At 71.6% G+C, this 18,255-nt stretch carries 1 protein-coding gene (only partly in view); it reads right to left on the bottom strand.

This entire window lies inside a single protein-coding gene on the bottom strand: locus ABZ738_RS06365, encoding a hypothetical protein. The 51,501-nt coding sequence extends 9,551 nt beyond the window's left edge and 23,695 nt beyond its right edge, so the window shows coding positions 23,696–41,950 — codons 7,899 (partial) to 13,984 (partial); the first complete codon in reading order (the gene reads right to left) occupies positions 18,251–18,253. Both codon boundaries (start and stop) fall beyond the window edges.

The following is an 18,255-nucleotide window of genomic DNA, read 5'->3' as shown; positions in this document are numbered from 1 at the left end:
GGCCCTGCGTGGTCAGCGCGGCGGCCTTCCCGAACGCCTGGTTCCTGGTCTGGTCGCGGTAGTCGACCAGGTCCCCGAGGAACTCGTGCATGTCCTCGACCGGGAAGCCGTAGTTGTGTTGCACGTACGGCTGCCCGGTAAGCGGGGTGAGCGGCATGTCCCGCATCTCGGGTGCCACCGTGTAGTCCGGGAAGAGGGAGCCGAGCCTGCCTGACCGGGTGGCGCGTCGGACCGCCTCGGCCGTGGCGGCGTGTACGGCCGCCGGGTCGGCCCCGACCACCTCGTCGTCGAGCACGAGCAGCGGCGGCTCCACCACCTCCAGGATGCCGCCGGCGTCACCGTCGGCGTCCAGCCGGAGCCCCTGCGACGAGCGGGCGATGTCCCGGCGGCCTCGCCCTCGGCCCGGGTCGGTGCGTTTGAGGAGGACCGGCAGCTCCAGCTCCCGGGCTCCCCGCCCGCCCCGCAACCGCAGGATCGGCTCGGCATGGGCGCGGGGAGGCTGCACCTGGAAGCTCTGCGACAGCCGGTGGTCGAGTGCGGCGGCCTGCCGACGCAGTTCCGGAAGCCACCGGGCGTCGATGCCGACCGGTCGGACCACCACCGGGCCGCCGAACAGGTCGGGATCGGCGGCGCGGGCCCGGTCGAGCAGGACCGTCAGCCAGCCCGCCCCGGCGGGCACACCGATCGCCGGATCCAGGGGGCGCGGCCGGCCGTCGTCGTGGGCCGGGTAGGCGATCACCACCGCATCCGGCCACGGGTCCTCGGGACCGGCATCGCCGACCGACCACACCCGGCCGCCGAACAGCGGACGGGCCGAGTCGATCCAGGCGTCGACCGTCGCGTAGAGCTGCCGCCTGCGGTGAGCCAACTCGGCGAGGTCGGCGGCGCCCGGCGCCAGCTCGACGGCGACCATCAACCAGTCCCGGGCCAGGGGTGTGTCCGGGTCCGGGTCGGAGAGCCCCCACAGCTCGTGCAACAGGGCATTGAGCTGGGCCGGGCTGCGATACCAGGCGTCCGCCGGACCGGCGGAGAGCGTGCGGTCGAGGGCGACGAGCTGCCGGACAGCGGTCACCCGGGCCGCGGTCAGGCCGCCGATGCCGTACGCGAGCGCGGCCACGAACCCGACGTCGAGCAGCGCCAGCGGGTCGCCGGAGTCGACGCCGACGGATTCGGCCAGCCACCCCCATGCCTCGCGGGCCGTGTCCGGCGGCGCATCCGACGCGACACCGGCCAGGTCACCGAGCGCGTACACCAGGTCCGGCAGCGCGAACCCGAGATCGCCGGCACCGCCGGACCAGACGTAGCGTGCCGGGTCGACCGGGCCGAGCAGGTCCGGACCGGCGGTGTCCGGCGCGGCGGACGACGTGGGCATCGGCGGCGGTGCGGACACGTCGTCCGGCGTCCGGAGCGGCGCCGGGTGGAGGTCGTCGCCCCCGGCCAGTGCCCGCGCCACGCGGCGTGCCTGCGCCAGCGCAGCCCACGGGGCCGGGCCGGGCACGGTGCCGTCCAGCGACAGTTCCTCGTCCAGGATCAGCCAGTGGTCGCGCTCACCGGCGAGCCGGTAGGTCCCGTCCGACCGACGCGGCAGGTGCAGGGACGGGCTGAGGCGCAGCGTCGACGGCGGTGCGGCGTCCCTCGGGCGGAACTCGAACTCGACGGCCGTCGCCACGAGGCTGTCCCAACCTCCGGCGCGAAGTGGCCGGACCCGCTCCGACCGGGCCGGTACACCGGTTACCGCGTCCCGGCCGAGCAGCAGGGACCGGCCGGAGCCGCCGAGCCGGTCCGCCAGCTTGATCGCGGTGGCGGTGTCCAGCGGTGCGGGCGGTAGCAGTTCCACCATCACCCGGTCCGCGAGGTGACCGGGCAGTGCCTGCACCGCCGCCCACACCTGCCGCCGTGCCCGGCGGAGCGACCCGGCGTCCCGGGCGTCCACCACCAGGCGCAGCCGCGACGGATGTGCCGGGCGGTTCGGTAGCTCACCCAGCCGCTGCATGTCGGGGCCGACGTACAGGCCGCCGGGCCGGGGCAGCAGCCACTGGCCGGTCGGTGCGTCGATGTCGGCACCGAGCAGGTCGGTGTGCCAGTCCCGGGCCGAGCCGAGCTGCGACGCGGCCAGTTCGAGCGCGTCCGCCTGGGTCTGCGCCAACGAGCTGCGGTACGACTCCACGGCGTGCGCGAGCCGCCGCCACGCCTCGTCCCGTGCCTCCGCCAGCCGTCGGCGTACTCGCGGGCTGAACCCGGGGACGCTCCCCGCGTCGGCCAGCCGACCGTCGGCATCGCGGGCCGCCTGGTGCAGCCGCTCCCGCACCGGGCGGTGGACCACGTCACCCTGCTCGGGGTGGTGCAGATCGTGCCAGAGTGCCGCGGCCAGTCCCGACTGGGCGTCCCCGACGAACAGCGGGAACCGGCGGGCGTGCAGTGCGACCCGGTCGGCGGCCTCCCGACCGGCCTGCCAGTCACCGGTTCCCGCCATCAGGCGGGACACCAGGAAGTGCTGCGCCGCCGCCAGCACCGCGCGCCGTAGGTCAACCAGCATGCGGTCCGGCTCGTCCACCACCACCCGCACCGTCCAGGCAGCCGGGTCGAAGCCGGCGGTCGGGCCGGTCGGTGGCAGAAGTTCGACCGAGGGTGACGGCATCTGCTCGGCGACGGCCAGGTGGTCGGCCAGTTCCTGCAACGCCGCCTCGGCGGAGGACACGACCGCATCAGTGTCGGACGTCGACGCCGGCTCGGCAGGTGCGACGGCCGCCCCCGCGACGGCCGTGCTCTGCCAGGCGCGGGTCAGCGCCTCGAAATGGGTCCGGGCCAGGGCGTGTGAGGCCCGCTGCACCTCAGGGTCGGACAGGGGGAACCCGCTCGTCGGGTCCGGGTCGAACGGCTGCGGCGGTGCCGGAAGAGCTCCGGTGGCCGGTACGGCGGTCAGGTCCGCCCCGACCTCGACCGGGTCACCACCGTCGGCCGGGTAGTGCCAGAACGCCGCTGGCCGCAGCGTGATCCTTGCGGAACCGTTCGGGGCCGGCTGGTCGAGCCCTCGCTCGTGGTCCGGTTCGAAGCCCACGTGCATGGCCCGCAACCACCCATGCCCGGTCTCCGCCCAACCGTCGCTGGCGTACACGTCCACCTGCAGGATCCGCCGCAGTCTGTCGGCGAACCGGCTCGACCAGCTGTTCGTGGCGCAGTTGCAGACCGCCAGCGCCAGCGGCTGTCCCCGCCACCCCGGCGTCTGACGGATGACCTCGGCGAACCGGGCCACCGAGACGTGCCGGCCCCGGATCCGTACGCCACGGGCGTCGCCGTGCGTCGCGACCACGAAGGCACCTGGGACGACCGGCAGTGGCGTCACCCCGGCGATGTCCGGGCCGTCCACCTCGGGCGGCCAGTACTGTCCACCGGGGAACCCGATCCCCGCGTTCGCGAACTCCCCTGCGGCCGGTCCATCCAGATCACCGACGGTCTGCGAGGCAGGCAGGCCACCGTCGTCCACCGACCGGCTGCCCGACTCGGCAGCCCACACGTTGCCCGGTACCAAGCGGGCGACCTGCTGCTTGAGCGACTGACGCAGATTCCGCAGCGAGGTGGCGGCCTCCTCGGTCTTTGTCCGCGACTGGGGGAAGTCGGCCAGGTGCTTTCTCGCCTCACCCGCTGCCGCACGCGCTCGGCCCGCCGTCTCGCGCCAGACAGCACCGAGCCGCGTCAGCTCCGGATGATCGTGCGTCAGATCCGCGGCGAGCGCCGGTATGGTGGCCGGCCCGGCCATCTGTGCCAGGGCCTTCTGGAGTTGCTCCCGCTGGAACGTCTCCCGGTCGTCCGCCCGCTCCACCGCCTCCTGTCCGGCCGACAGGTCGGCTGCAGCGCTCGGGTAGAAGATGTTGCCGCGTTGACTGTGTGCCTGCTCCTCGCGCAGATCCTGGTTGGCCCGGAGGGCTTGCCGGTGGGCGTCGAGATAACTCTCGCGGGCCCCTTGGACCGCTCGGACCGCCGGCAGATACCCGCGGTCGCGGTCGTCGGTCCGTTCCTGGAGCCACTGCTCGACACCGTCGGGCAGCGGGGAGTCACCGCTCTGACCGAGATGTCGCCATGCCTGCTGCTCGGCCTCGATCCGTTGCGCGAGTTCCTGCCCGGCCACGACGACGCGGTGCCAGGCGTCCTCCGACTCCTGAGCGGCCTTGCGATACGCGGCGGCGGCGTGGTCGACCACGTCGACATACGGCGACAGTGCCTGGGCCAGTGGCACCGTCATCAGGCCGGTGGGGAACGCCTCCCGTTCCCGCAGCCGGAACCAGAAGCCGTCAGGAATGACGACCTCGATGCCCTCGGACCGACCGTCGAGCGTCGCGACGATCCGGTACACGACGTCGGCCCGGTACTCGTACGTACGCCCGATGTCGCGGACGCTGCGGTAGCTGCCCGGTTCACCCTCCCCGCCGGCAGCGTCGTCCTCGGTGTTGGACGTCTCGGTCACACCGGTGAGGGCGAACAGGTCGGTCTCGTTGATCTCACCGTCGCGCTGGTTCCGGTGGTCGAACGAGGTCTGGAAGAGGACGTCCTGGATCCCGCTGTCCGCGCTCTGGTGATCGGTGCCCGCCGGGGTCAGCAGCACCTTGCGACGCTCGATCCGGACGGCCTCGCCCTGTGCCCCGGACACCGAATGCAGGCGGACGTTACGCAGGTTGGCGAGGAGGCGCGCGTCCACGTCCAGCCAGGTGCCCTCCACCGCGCTCAGGGTCGAGAGCACCGAGACCGTCGGCAGGGCGAGCCCGGCCTGTTCTCCGTCCACATCCGGCAGGCGACCGGCGGAGTCACGGTCGCTCGCGTCGTTGATCTGGAAGAAGGTGCTGCTCAGGACGGTTCGGGTGAAGAGGGATCCCAGGGTGGCGCTCGCATCGGATCCAGCCACCTGATAGGACGAACCGATTCGGTCCATGCCCGCCAGGTCGCTGCCCGGCAGGCCGGTCCGGCCACTGACCATCATGGTGAGCAGACGCTGCGCCGCGAGCCGCAGCACCTTCGATCCCCATGCCTGGCCGGGTCCGAAGAAGGTGGGCAGGCGAACCGCGAACGGGTCGTTCTTCCACCGGACCAGTCGAGCCGGCTCCACCTCCCACGATGCCAGCAACCGGATCGTCACGATCCCCGGTGACGGGTCCACCCGTTCGATGGCATCCCGGACCGCCGGACGGCTCATCGTCTCCGGAACTCGGACCAGCGGCTGGACCGGGTGACCGGAGACGACCTCGGTGGTCCCGTCGGCGTGCTCGATGACGACCTCCGGGACGAGGTTCATCGCGAATCGCACCGTCGGTCCCGTGGAGGTCACCGTGGTGTGCACGCGCAGCAGGCGCGCCTCGTGGCGGTGTGTGGAACGGCCCCGAGCGGTGCCCGCTGCCGCACCCGGCATCAGGGCGAAGACCGGACCGTGCGACGTGCCGTCGCCGGCCAGTAGTTGCAGCGTCCCCAGGTGTCGCCGGGAGGTCGTGTCGTTCTCCTCCTGCCGGATGTGCGCGATGTGATGGTGTTCGATGCTGACGTCGTGTCGCAGGTCCCGGAAGACGGGTTCGCCCTCCTGCCGCACCCGCACCGAGACCTGCACGACTCGCCGTCCGAGGTACGCCCGCCGGCGCAGCACCAGCGGGATCCCGTCTTCGAGCAGGTCGTCGAGGAAGGCGTTGACGCCGTCGGCGCGGAGCCCGGCCAGCAGGTGCCGCAGACCACCGAGCACGTCGTCGGCGAGATCGGCGGGCAGCACTCCCCGGATCTGCCCGGCGAGACGGTCGTGGAGCAACGCCTTCAGCTCATCGAGGTCGATCTTGTCTTCCAGGACGTTGACCGTCAGGCCCTGCCCGAGCCGCATCGGCTCGGGCGCCCGCCAGGCCCGCTCCCGTCCCAGCGGCGGCGGCAGCAGTCCCGCCAGGAATCCCGCCGTCGTCGGATCCGCGGGGCCGATCAACAGAGCCAGGTCCTGAAGGTCTGACTCGGCGACGTACACGTACAGCCCGTCGGGGACCGTCGCCTGCCAGGCCGACGACCGCAGCAGCGGACCTCGTCCGTCGGGGAGCATCGTCAGCAGGTCCTCGACGAGGGGTAGTTCGGTGAGCAGGTTGCCCCATCTGGCGGTGGCGAGGGCGATGTACTCCAGGTCCGCCTTCAGCACCAGGTATCGGCCGGTGTGCGACCGGTTGCGCTCCTGCGCGCCGGTGACCTCCCGACGCTCGGCCCGGATCCGCTCCCGGTCGTAGTAGTAGTTGCCGAAGAGACGGCCGGCGAACCGCCCACCGGGGTGGTCGGGGGTCCAGCCGGGCCCGACCACCACGCCACCCGTCCACTTGATGCCACCGCCTCGGGACACTTGCGCGCCGCTGGTGCCCCGGTAGTAGTCCTCGACGACCAGCGACTCGATGTAGTGCTCCAGTCGCCAGTTCACCGGCGTGATCCGCGCCGCCACTCCGGCGTGCCAGTCGGCGTAGCTGCCGTCTCCGAACAGACCGCCCAGTTGCAACCCGCCAGGCGCGGTGAGTGTGCTGGAGTGTCCCTTCTGTGCCGACTCCTCGAACGACTCCGTCAGCGCCACGTTCACCGGAGTTCCCGAGATGGTCATGATCGGCGAACCATGGCTGACGTCACCCAACGCCCGTTGGGCGAGTTCGCTCAACAGCCCCGGTGGCACGTCCATCGCGTCGACGTGGAAGGCGCGGGTCAGCAGTTCCGGCCGCGCCCCGCCCACGGCCAGTCGGGCGTCGGCGGCGGCGATCTCGAGCGGTTCGGTGTGTGTCGCGGTCGGGACGGTGGCCGGCGTGACGCCGGACTCGACGCGCCAGGACATGTCCGACGGCGTCCACAGACTCACCGTCCCCCGCGCCGGCTCATCCTCGGCCAACAGCCGCTCCGGCGGACTGGCCTGTATCCGCCAGCCACCGTTGGCCCACGCCACGAGCGCCGATCGCCGCCACCGCGCGGGGCGCTGGTGATGCAACCAGAGCGCGTCGAAGTCGAGGTCGAAGTCGAACACCTCCACTCCGGTCGCCCGGTTCGACCACCGGTACGCCAACACCGGCGCGCCGAACCCGCCGGATCGGACCCGCGGCCAACTCACCTTTCCGACCACACCGAACCGACCACCGATATCGGTGAGCAACGACTTCACCGCCACCGCGATCTCGGGGCCGGTCGAGTACGCCTGCTCACGGGAGTGGGTGAAATTCACGAGATCGGTCAGGAACGCGACGTCCACCGGCTTGATCAGGCTCGTGCTTCCGGCGTGCCGCCGGTTGCTCAGCGTCCCCTTGACCACGAGCTCGTAGTAGTCGGAGTGCACCACGCCGAACTGCCGGAAGCTCATCCGCGTGCCGTTGCCGATCAGCGGTGACAGGCCACCGCCGATCGACGAGGTCCGCGCCAGGCCGGCGGCCAGGGTGACGTAGTTCTGCACGATCACATCGATGTCCCGCAGGGATCGGCCGGACGGCTTCACCGTCCGCCAGCCGGGGAACAGATCCGGCTTGCTCGACTCGAGTTCGCCGAGCAGCCGGTCGTGCAGTTCGCGCATACCGGTCAGGTCGGCCACCACCGAGCTGCCGATCGTGGTCGGGTGCTCCCTCATCAGGTACTTCGGCGGTTGGACCACGTCGCCGTTGCTGGGCAGGCGTCCCACGCCCTGCGGTGCGGTCGACTCGCCCTGGTAGCGGTACGTCAGGTCGGTCACTCGCTGCGGGCTGACCACCCGGCCCGGGTCAGCCAGCCGCTGGGCCTCTTCGACCTGCATGCGGATGAGGAGGATCACGTCCGCTTGACCGGCCGGCTCGTCACCCATCGGTTCGACGTCGAACGTGACCTCGACCGCGTACAGGGCCGTCGGGCCGACGGTCTCGGCGAACTTCTGGCCAACGGCACCGCTGCCGGTGGCACCGCCGCGGGTCTGTCGGAACGACTTGGCGAACAACCAGCGCAGACCGCCGGACACGGTCAGGCCGGGCCCCCGGTAACGCGATCCGGGGCCGGCACCCACCGTGCCGCTCAGTCCGTCGATGACCCCGGTCTCGGCAGCCACCTCGATCACTCTGGCGAAGATGTGACGCATCGCCACGTCGTCTGCCTTCTCGGTGACCGAGAGCAGTCGGGCGCGGCCGAAGTGCGCTCGTACCCGCTCGGCCCCGATGGCGTTGCGGGTCTCGTCGTCGGCCAGGACCGGGGTGTACTGGTAGGTGTCCACCATCTCGTGGATCCTGTTGCCGACGTCGCTCCGCTGGGAGAACTCGAACAACGAGGCACGGGCGGAGCCGCCCACCACAAGGGGCTGCGCCACCGTCGAGGTCATCGCCTCGGTCAACGCCGTCGTGTCGCCGACGTCGTCGACGACGAACGCCCGTGGGAGTTCGCCCTGGAAGTCGAGCGTCGGCGGGACATCACCGACGGTCACCGGTTTCCCGACGGGCTGCTTGTCGCTCGATGGCGGGAGCAGCCGCCCGGAGGGGGTACGCCGGAGCTGTTTCAGGTCGACGGCCTGCGGCTCACGTTTGCTCGTCTGGAACGTCACCCGCTGGAAGAGGCGCCATCCCGGCCGGTCGCTCCGGCTCAAGCCGCTGAACGGCCGAACGATCGACGACGAGGACAGGTCGGTCGAGCTGCGGCGGGAAAGAGCTGTCGGCGACTGCTCGCCTGCTGCCTCCGTACCCCACGACCCCTGACGCAACCGTGGGGACGGCTGCTGGTGGCTCGACTCGGAGATCACCGATTCGGCGATGTCGGAGGCGGACCTCCTCGAGTCGGACACGGACACCGACGGTTCGACCGCTCGTGCCTTGCCCTTCGCGTACGCCGTCGGACGCGTCAGGTAGACCGGCACGTCGAGCAGGACCGACTGCGGCATCAGTCGGCTGTGCGGTTCACCGCGTACCGCCTGGCCGGGTTCCGCACCGGGGGCGCTGCTGGTAACCGTCCATCTGCTGTCCGCGCGGAAGGCGGTGGCGGTGGTGCCGCTGCGCAGCATCCGGGTGTGCAGAATCCCCTTCGACCTGCTCATGGTGCTCGCCGGCTCGTTACGGGTGATCGCGACGTGCACGGCGACGAAACCAGCCGTCAGGGCACCGAACAGCGCCGAGAACGGAAGGTGGACGGTACGCGGACGAAGGAACTTCTTGAGGTACTTCTGTTTGCGGGCGGACATGGTGGCGCTGTCCAGCCGCCGGGAGCTTGGCCCCGTCGTCGTATCCTCGACCAGGGTGTTGACCAGCTTCGCACCGACGTGCAGCTCGATCGGGATGCCATCGCGACGCATGAAGTAGCGGTTGCCGTTGACGAGGAAGTCGCGGTACCGGTGTTCGAGGTCGTAGCGCAGCCGCACCATGCCGGGGTCGTGGTCGGGTACGCCGCCCCCGACCGCCGTCCGGATCAGCTCCAACACCTGAGCGGCCTCGGCCGGAAGCAGGGTCGCGTCGGCCGGACCGAGGAGCTGACCCTCGACCATGTGGTGCGGCAACTCCCACCGGTCGGCGATCCGGTGGACGGGCAGGGCGAGTGCCTCGTCGGCGGTGGGGGGCACGTGCTGCGCCGTGGCCGCCCGGTGCCGTTGCTGCCAGGCGTTGAGGACCTGGTGCAGCCGAACCGACCGCCCCGGCTGCTTGAGTTCGTCGACCACGTCCACGAGCGCACGGAGGTCGTCGTTCGTGATCGGCCGTTCGGCGGAGGACCTCTGCCAGCCGCGCAGCAGGGCGATCAGGAACTCCGGACGCACCCGATCCTGCACACCCGGCGTCCGCCGCCACAGCGGGTCCCGGCGGAGCGCGTCCACCAGCCGCCGCACCCGCTGCAACAGGGCGGCACGCTGCGTCGGGCTGCCCTCGGCGAGCCGTCCCGGGTACAGCTCCTCGGTGAGACCGACGATGTGGAACAGGCGCCGCCGGGCCCAGATCGGAACGTCCGGCCGCCGACCCCACGGACGTAGCCGGGACATCTCCTGTCCCCACTGCGCGGTGCTCGGCTGGTGGTAGAGGCCGATCGCCCGCGCGGTCTCCGACAGCCAGCCCCCGAAGCCGCCGTCGACACCGGCCAACCTGCTCAACAGCTCCCACACCTGCCGGTGCCAGTCGGACAGGTCTGCCCCGAACCCGAACCAGGAGGTCAGCTCCGCGTCGGCCACCGCCCGTTCCAGCTCGCCATCGAACCGACTCAGGTCCGCCCGGAGCAGTGCCAGTGCCTGCCCGACGGTACGGGCCCATTCGTTCTCACCGCCGAAGGCCAGTTCCTGGCGTGCGCTCAGGCTGCGCCGTGCCCGCTCGATCCGGTCGCTGAGCTGCGACCAGCGACGAGTGAACCGGCCACGGTCTGCGCGGCCCAGGCGGGTCAGTCGGTCCCGTACCTCGGCCGCCGCCACCGGACGCCCCTGGCGTACGAGGGCGTCGAGCGAGACGACGAGTTGCTCCGGACGGTCGCCCCACAGCGCGTGGTACCGATCGCCGTGGGTGCGAAGCAGGTACAGCATCGGGCCGGACTCGCCCCACGCCGGGTACGACCTGATCCGGCCCGGCTGAATCTCGTCGAAGGCCTGCAACCGGAACGCCTCGCTGCCGCCGAGGCCACGGACGGTGAGCTGGAGCCACTCGAAGATCTCCTGGTCCCAGTCCAGTCCGGCGGGTACCGCTCCGGCGAACTGCAACAGGCGTGCCGAGGTCGGCACCCGCTGGACACCGGTGGCCACCACCAACTCCCGCATCGCCTGCAGCACGGCCCGCGACGACGACCCGCCCATGCCCGGCGACAGCGCCTGCGGCAGTCGGGGAGCAGTCCCCTCCCGCTGGTACTCACCGTCGTCGGTCACCGGCCAGAGGTCGTCGTGCGGCGGCGCCGTCGGTGCCGGCAGCAGATGGGTCGACGGCCCGGACCAGAGCGGGGCGTACGTGCCGTCGTGGGAGTCACGCACCAGGTGGAAGAGCGGACCGAGTTCGCCCTGGACCGGTTCGGTGGTGACGGTCTCGCCGTCGGTCACGAAGACCTGCGTCCGGAAGCCGAACTCCTGCCCCATCACCCCGAGCAGGGCGGCGTCGGCGTGTGGGGCCGGCCCCGTGCCTGCGGGTACGGCATCCCCGTCGATGAGGTGCCGCCACAGCCCCTCGCCGGTCGCCGGGTGTCCGTGCACGGTCATCAGTCGGGCCACCGCGTCAGCCAGCCCAAAAGCGTCAGCGCCGGTGCTGGCACCGGCGTTCAGGCCGTCCGGCAGACGGACAGCCCGAACGCCGGGGACCGGTTCGTAGCCACCGTTGCCGGACCTCGCCCATTCCCGCATGCGCAGCGGGAGGATCTCGCCGAACGCCGACCGGTAGACGAACATGAGCGGCCCGGAGTCACCCTCGATCGGGTACGCCCGGTACACACCTCGCTCGGCGTCCTCGAACGCCTGCAACCGGAACGGCGTCTCACCCGCGAACTGTTTGACCGCCCAACGCAGCAGCCGGAAGACCTGCCTGGGCCAGATCTGGTCCGCGTAGGACGCCAACTTCACCAGCATCTCGCCGGGCTCCGGTGAGCGGCTCGCACCCATCGCCTGCGTCAACAGGATCTGCACCGTGTACAGGATCTGGCTGCCCCATTCGGACGCTCCGACGTTGACGACCGACAGTCCGGGCGGGAGTTCCGAAGCGGTGTTCTCCTGATATCCGCCCGTCGAGGTGACTGCCCACCCGCGCAGCCGATACAGCCTCTCCCCCTGCAGGTATGCGAACACCACGTCGCCGGTCTCGCCCTGCACCGGGTACGCCAGGATGCGACCCGAAGCATCCCGCTCGAATGCCTGCAACCGGAACGGCACGCCACCCCCGCTGGCCGCCGCCGCCCCGAGCCACGCGTAGAGCTGCTCGTCCCACCGCTCCGGTTCGGGGGCCGTCGACCCGGCCGGTGGCCCGGCATCCCGGAGCTCCCGCAACGTGGGCATCCGTGCCGGCCGGGCCCCGGCGGCCAGCAACTCGCGCCCCACCCGGAGCAGGTCGTCCTCGCTCTGCTCGGAGCGTGCGTCCGAGTCGTCGAACCACAGACCCGTGGGCAGTCCGGCGGCCTCCCCCGCCTGGTAGCCGCCGTCCGGGCGCAGGTCCCAACCGCCGGTGTCCCGCATCGGCGCCACCAGGACCGATGACACGTCAGCCGACAACGGCTCCGACCCCACCGCGCTGAACGCGGACCCCCGACGGCCCCCCGATTGGCTCTCCGGGCTCTCCTGCGTGGCCGCGTCGACCGCCTCGGCCAGCTCACCCCGGAAGGTGGCCAGGTCCGCGTGGAGCCCACCGGCCAGCCGGCCCGCGTGCTCTCGCGGGCCGTTGCCGGGGGTCTGCATCTCGACACCGGGTCGCGTCGCCCACTGCCATGCCTGGCCGATCCGCCGCCGGAGCACGGACCAGCCGGCCTCCATCACGGTCCGCGATTCGCCGTGCAGCAGGTCGATCTGCTCGATCACCTCCTGCTCGACCAGTGGTGTCCCGTCCACGGCGAGCGACCGCAGCCAGAGGACGGTGCGACGCCACTGCCGGGCCGTCGCGGTCGCCGCAGTCGGGTCGTAGCCGCTGGCGGAGTCGGACGCGTACCGTCCGCCCGGCGTCACCGTGGCGGGGATGCCGAGTCGTGCCTGCCGGATCCGACGCGCGAGGCCGGGCACCGGCTCGGGTCGTGCGATGTCCTCGATCAGGCGGGCGGCCTCACCGAGGAAGTAGATGTCGAAAGAGTCTCCGTCTACGTCGTGGTAGAGGTAGAAGACGTCACCGCTGTCGCCCTGCACCGGTTGCGCCCTGACGGGGGCGTCGTTCGCCTCCCGCACGAAGAACTGCAGCCGGAAATCCGGCTCGCGGGACATCAGACGCTGCGATACCTCGGTCAGGCTGGGGGTGAACCGACCATCGGCCAGTTCCATGTCCCGGGTGGCTCGACGCAGCAGGTGGTCGACCCACTCGTTCTCCGTCGGCACCTGCTCCGGCGCAGTCCGGGCGATCACCAGGCGACGCAGCGCCGCCAGGAAGCCCACCTCGTTGAGCGGCGACGACCGGTTCTCGCGCAGTGCTTCGGGAAGGTCGTCGGCTTCGTTGTCGGGATGCTTGTACGTGCCGTCGGCGTCAAGCTGCCACCCGATGTCGTCCCCGGGGGCCTCCCCGGGGGCGGCGACCGACACCGGTTCCTCGGCCGGCGCGGGCGCGCTGGCGTCCATCGAGCCGTCGTCCGAGTCGTCCGGGTCCGTCTCGGTGTTACTGAGCCGCTCCTCGTCCACCACGGCCCTGAGACGGTCCTCCGTGAGCCCCGCCATGCCGTGCGCCTCGTGCACGCCGAGTGCGACGCCCAGCAGAGAGATCCGGGCAACCCGGTCGGGTTCGTCGCCCTCACCGCCGTCGTGCAGGCCGAGCCGACGCGTCAGCTCGGTCAGCAGTTCGACGGCCCGGTCCGGGTCGGTGTCGCCGTCGCCGCCCGCGACGCCGATCAGTTGGTCGAGCAGCAGGAACGGCAGGAAGCCGTCCTCGCCGCCGAGGCGATGATCGATCCCGTCGAGGTCGACGACAGTGAAGGCGGAAGTCCACACCATCGCGTCCACCGGGTCGGCGGCGATCACGTCACGGAGCCTGCGGATCGCCGGTGGCGAGGCGACGTTCCCGTACACCTTCCACAGACCATCACCGATGTTCATGCCGTTCTGCGCGGCCCACCACGTGGTGAACCAGATTCCGAGCCGGACGACCGTCCACGGCACGGAGGCTCCGGGACTGCCGATGGCGACCGACTCGTGGCCGAAGGTGGGCACGGTGTCGCCGACGTCGTCGGGCCGGATCCAGATCCGATGCGGTTCGGCAACCACCGTCCAGCCCGGCACGAGGGCGAACCGACCGCCGCCCAGGTGGGGCAGCTGCCTCAGGTACGACACCGACAGCGGTTCGGCCTGCGGCTCGGTGTGCACGGTGTAGTAGGAGACGAACGGCTCGACCGCCCGAGTGTGTGCCCGCGAGTACCCGACGAGGTGGTCTTCCCGTGCCCCACGGGTGATCAGGTCCGGCCGCAGTGCCAGCTCCTGGTCGGCGTGCAGCAGACCGGCCAGGGTGATCGCCCGGGTCACGTCCACCGGACGGGGCATGACCAGCTCGATGAGGGCGTTCGCCGGTAGTCCGGCGGCCACCCGCCCGAGGATCTGTGCGGCCTCGGCTATCGAGGTCGCGTGCACCAGCACGATCGGCCGCTCGGGATGCACCAGACGGTGCTGTGGCGCGACGGCACCGCCCGCCGGTCGGAGCTGGACGCCCGCCGCACCGAACCACGTCACCTCGACGCCCGAGTCCGGGTCGACCTGGATGTCGGGCCCCACCCGCCAGTCCCGGACGGAACCGCCGGCACTCAGCCGGGCCTGCAGGGCCCGGACATGCGTCTCGATCGGCTGGTTGTGCAGCATGGCGAGGGCGTCGGCGTGGAACCGTTCGACCCGGCTGCGGTCACGCACCAGGCGTCCCCGCAGTCGTGCCGAGACCTGACCGCCCCCGGCGGTGAGCGCATTCTCGGCGATCAACCAGCGATCGGCGGCCGACAATGCGGCGTGCAGCTCAGCTCGCTGCCCTTCGTCCTCCGGGGACCACATCTGCACCGCCGGACCGAAGCGGCGATCGCCGGGAATGAGCGTCTGTCGCATGAGACGCCGGACACGATCTTCGGTGAAGGGGCTGACGAACGACTCGCTGTTCGCGCTCCCCGCGTACGACGCCTGCTCCACGAGCATCCGCTGCTCGGCGCGCAGAATCTCGGCGAACAGCGCGCCGAGGTCGTGGTCGACCGAAGTGGGGCCGAGTTGCACCGCCCACTGTGAGTAGTTCACACCTGAGCCGAACCCCGGCACCACCTCGACGGCGAGTTCAGGAAGGCCGACCCAGTCGGTCAGCAGGTCCGTCAGCGCCGTCCACGCCTGCGACCGCGCGGGGTCGCCACCGGCGAGCGCCGCGTACTGGTCACGGGCCCGGGCACGCACCTCGGTGGTCAGCTCGGGGTCGGCGGCGTCGAGCCGCGGCAGGTTCGGCGTCCCGGAGGGAGTCGATGCTTCGGTCCCGACCGGCGACAACGGCCGGTACGCCGTGCCGGCCGACCGGTCCAGGTGCAGGACCGGACGCGCGCCCGGATTGGTGCTCTCGGCGATCGCACCGCTGCGGATCACGACGTCGATGTCGAGTGCACGAGCCAGGAGGACGACCAGGTGCCGGCTCGCCGTCGGACTGCGGGATTCCCAGGAACCCAGGTAACCCGCCAGATCGCCCGCCCGGCCGTCGATGGCACGCCGCAACGCGGCGGCCAGCGTCGGACGCGGTCCGACGCTGGCCATCACGGCCTGGCGCACCTGAGCTGCCGTTTCCTGCGTCTGGAGCAACCGGCCGCGCAGGTGTTGCCGCCGGTTCTCGGGTAGCCATCCGTCCAGCGCGGCCTGGACCCGGTGCGCGAACTCCTGATCGCTGATCCCCGGATGCTCGCGCCGGACGTTCTCCTCGACGATGCTCCGTCGATGCGCGGTCGGTTCGGGCGCCGGGGCCGCCGCCGGGAGGCTCGACACCAGCTCGACGAACGCTCCGGGCGGCACCTCCTCGGCGAGCTGTGTCGGTCCCGCGCCGAGCAGGTCGCGGACGAGGTCGTCGTGCTGCGCGATCTGCGCCAGCACGTGGCGGCGGAGGCGCCCCGGTGCGCGGACACCGGACGGCAGGCGGACACCCTGCCACCGGGCGGCGTCGATGACGGCACCGAGGAGACCGTGCTGCGCCCACCGGCCCGGCCGCACCTGCATCTCGGGCATCGACACGGAGAACCGATCCGGGTCCTGTCGTGCCAGCCATGTGCCGATGTGGTGCTGCAGGCGCGCGGCGGAATCGGACGGCACGGTGTCCAACCAGCCGGCTGCGGTCCGGAGCGCCGCGACGTCCTCCGCGGTGGCGGCCTCCGGACGGGCCGGAGTGGCCAGCCAGACCGAGCGGGCCGACTCGTACGCGTCGGGGACGGCCGGGACTGAGGTGGGTGAGGTCCACGCCGATAGCCGGTTCTGCGCCTGGAACCGTTCGTGCCACACGCTCACCGGCTCGTTGCTGCGGTCCAGCTCGTTCCACACTCTCGCGGCTGCCCTGCGCCGCACGGCGCGTGCGGATCCGAGGTCCGCGTCGGGTGGGAGCGCGGCGGCGAACGCGTGGAACCGAGCGTAGAGCCCGTGCCGGAACCGCAGCGGCAGTCGGTGCGAAGCCCGCTCCCGCACGATGTCCCGGACGGGGGTCTCCGGGTTGCTCTCCACGACCGCAGCGAGGAACGCGGCCGGGTGTTCCTCGTCGAGCGTGAGCAGCGGCACATCCGGCATCCACCGGATCCCACGCGGTAGTCCTACTCGTTCCTCGCCGGGCGGATACCACGACGTCAGCTGGAACAGCGTCGCGACCTGCACGGCTCCCGGCGGGTCCAGGTCCAGCGTGTCCAGCAGGGCGTGCAGATCCGTCCAGCCGGACAGGTCGAGCAGCCAGTCGTCGAGCCAGACCAGGTCGGGATCGAACCGCCCGGTCCCGTCACCGAGCGACGGGACGCCCCCGTCGGTCCCCGCACCGCCGCGTTCCGCCGCCCGGACCAGTGCGAGCACGACCCGCAGCCGGGCCTGTAGTCCGGCCAGCCCGAACGCGAGGTGCAGCGGCATCGATGTGGTGCGCACACCGTCGCCGGTGCTCTCGAACATGCGCTCCGAGTCGGTCCGCGTGCTGACGGCGGCGCGGTCCGGGCCGGACGACATCCGCTGCAGGAGTTCCGAGTACGTCTCGGCGGCCCGGTGGAGGGCCTCGGGCGAGAAGAGTCCGCTTCGCGTGGCGGCGGTCTCGACGTCGATGGTGAGCGGCAGCTCTGCCCGGGCGGTCAGATTCCGCACCGTGTCGATCAACAGACCGAGGGCCCGCCACACCGCAGGGCTGTCCACCAGTCCCTGTGCCGTGAGTCGGTACCCCCCTGGGTGCACCACCTCGCTGATCAGCCCCACACCGGGTACGGCTTCCCGGAGGCCCTGCCACACCGGGGTCATGTAGTAGCTGATCTCACCGTACGCACCGTGCGACGCGGCGTCTGCGGAATCCTGCTGTTCGATGACGAGCTGCAGGCCGAACGTGGTGCCCGTGTCGGGTCCCGCCAGACCATCCAACGCGTTCTCGACGAGGTACGGCAGCGGGTCCTCGCCGACCGAGACACGGCCCCGCAACCATGGCACCAGACTCTGCGCGGGCGGTCGCGCTCCGGGCACACCAAGGTCGGGCCAGTCGCCCCGCCCGTCCGCGGCCTCCTCGTCCACCCGGTTCGGCGCCGTGAGGTTCCACAGTGGCCGCGGCATCCGCTCGGAGAGCAGGCTCGTCCAGTCCGCGTCCGAGGTCTGGGCGACGAAGCGGTACGCCGTCCGGACGACCTCGTCGGGTAGCGCCATCCGGCCGGTGATCAGCTGGCGGGCCAGAACCGGCCAGAGCTGCCCGGTCAGCAGGCCGGCGAGATCCACCCTCCCGTGGATCGCCGCGCGGAGCACCGCCTCCTGCCAGCTGACCCGCTCGTCCCGCTCGTCGGTGGCGTTGCTCAGCCGGGCGGTCAGAGCTTCGACGTCGAGGCCGGACGTCGACGGGTCGGAGGCGAGGATCTCGCGTACGCGATCCGGGCTCGGCATCGGTGGCGCCGCGAACGACGTGTGGGCGAGGGTGGGATCGGCGAGTACCCGCCCCAGCCCCGATGCCTGTGGTTCGGCGTGGTGGCGGACCTGTGGGCCGCCGAGAACGAGCCCGGCCGCTCGGACCCGCAGCGCTGGATCGGGGAGCAGCTCGATCAGTCGGTGTGCCCGGTCCCCGAGTCGGCGTGGGCCGCCCGCCCGCGACGGGTCCTGGAAGCCGGGGCCGGTGAAACGCTGGCTCCACCACTGCGGCGACAACGGCTGCCGGGCGATCCGGACGAGTTCCACCGCGATCCGCACGCGGGCCTGCAGGACACCGGGCGAGACCTGACCGGGAGCCATGACGAACGCGACATGGTCGCCGGAGCGCCAGTTCGCGCGAATGAGGAGTGAGCCATTGCGGTGGTGCCCGAGGAACTCCTCGAAGGAGTCGAACTCTCTGGCCGCGTAGGCGCTCTCGTCGGTGAAGGGGGTCAGTCCGGCAATCGTCAACACGTCGGCCTGCGTGTGATAGAGGTGAGCCAGCCGGAGGTAGGCGGCCGCGTCCATGCCGTACCCGGACCGCACGGAGATCATCACGGACTCCCCGGCGACCTGCCGAG

The organism is Micromonospora sp. NPDC047793 (genome assembly GCF_040642635.1).
Lineage (GTDB): Bacteria > Actinomycetota > Actinomycetes > Mycobacteriales > Micromonosporaceae > Micromonospora.
Note: the sequence above shows the minus strand (reverse complement) of the source record. Positions and strands in the feature narration are given on the sequence as shown.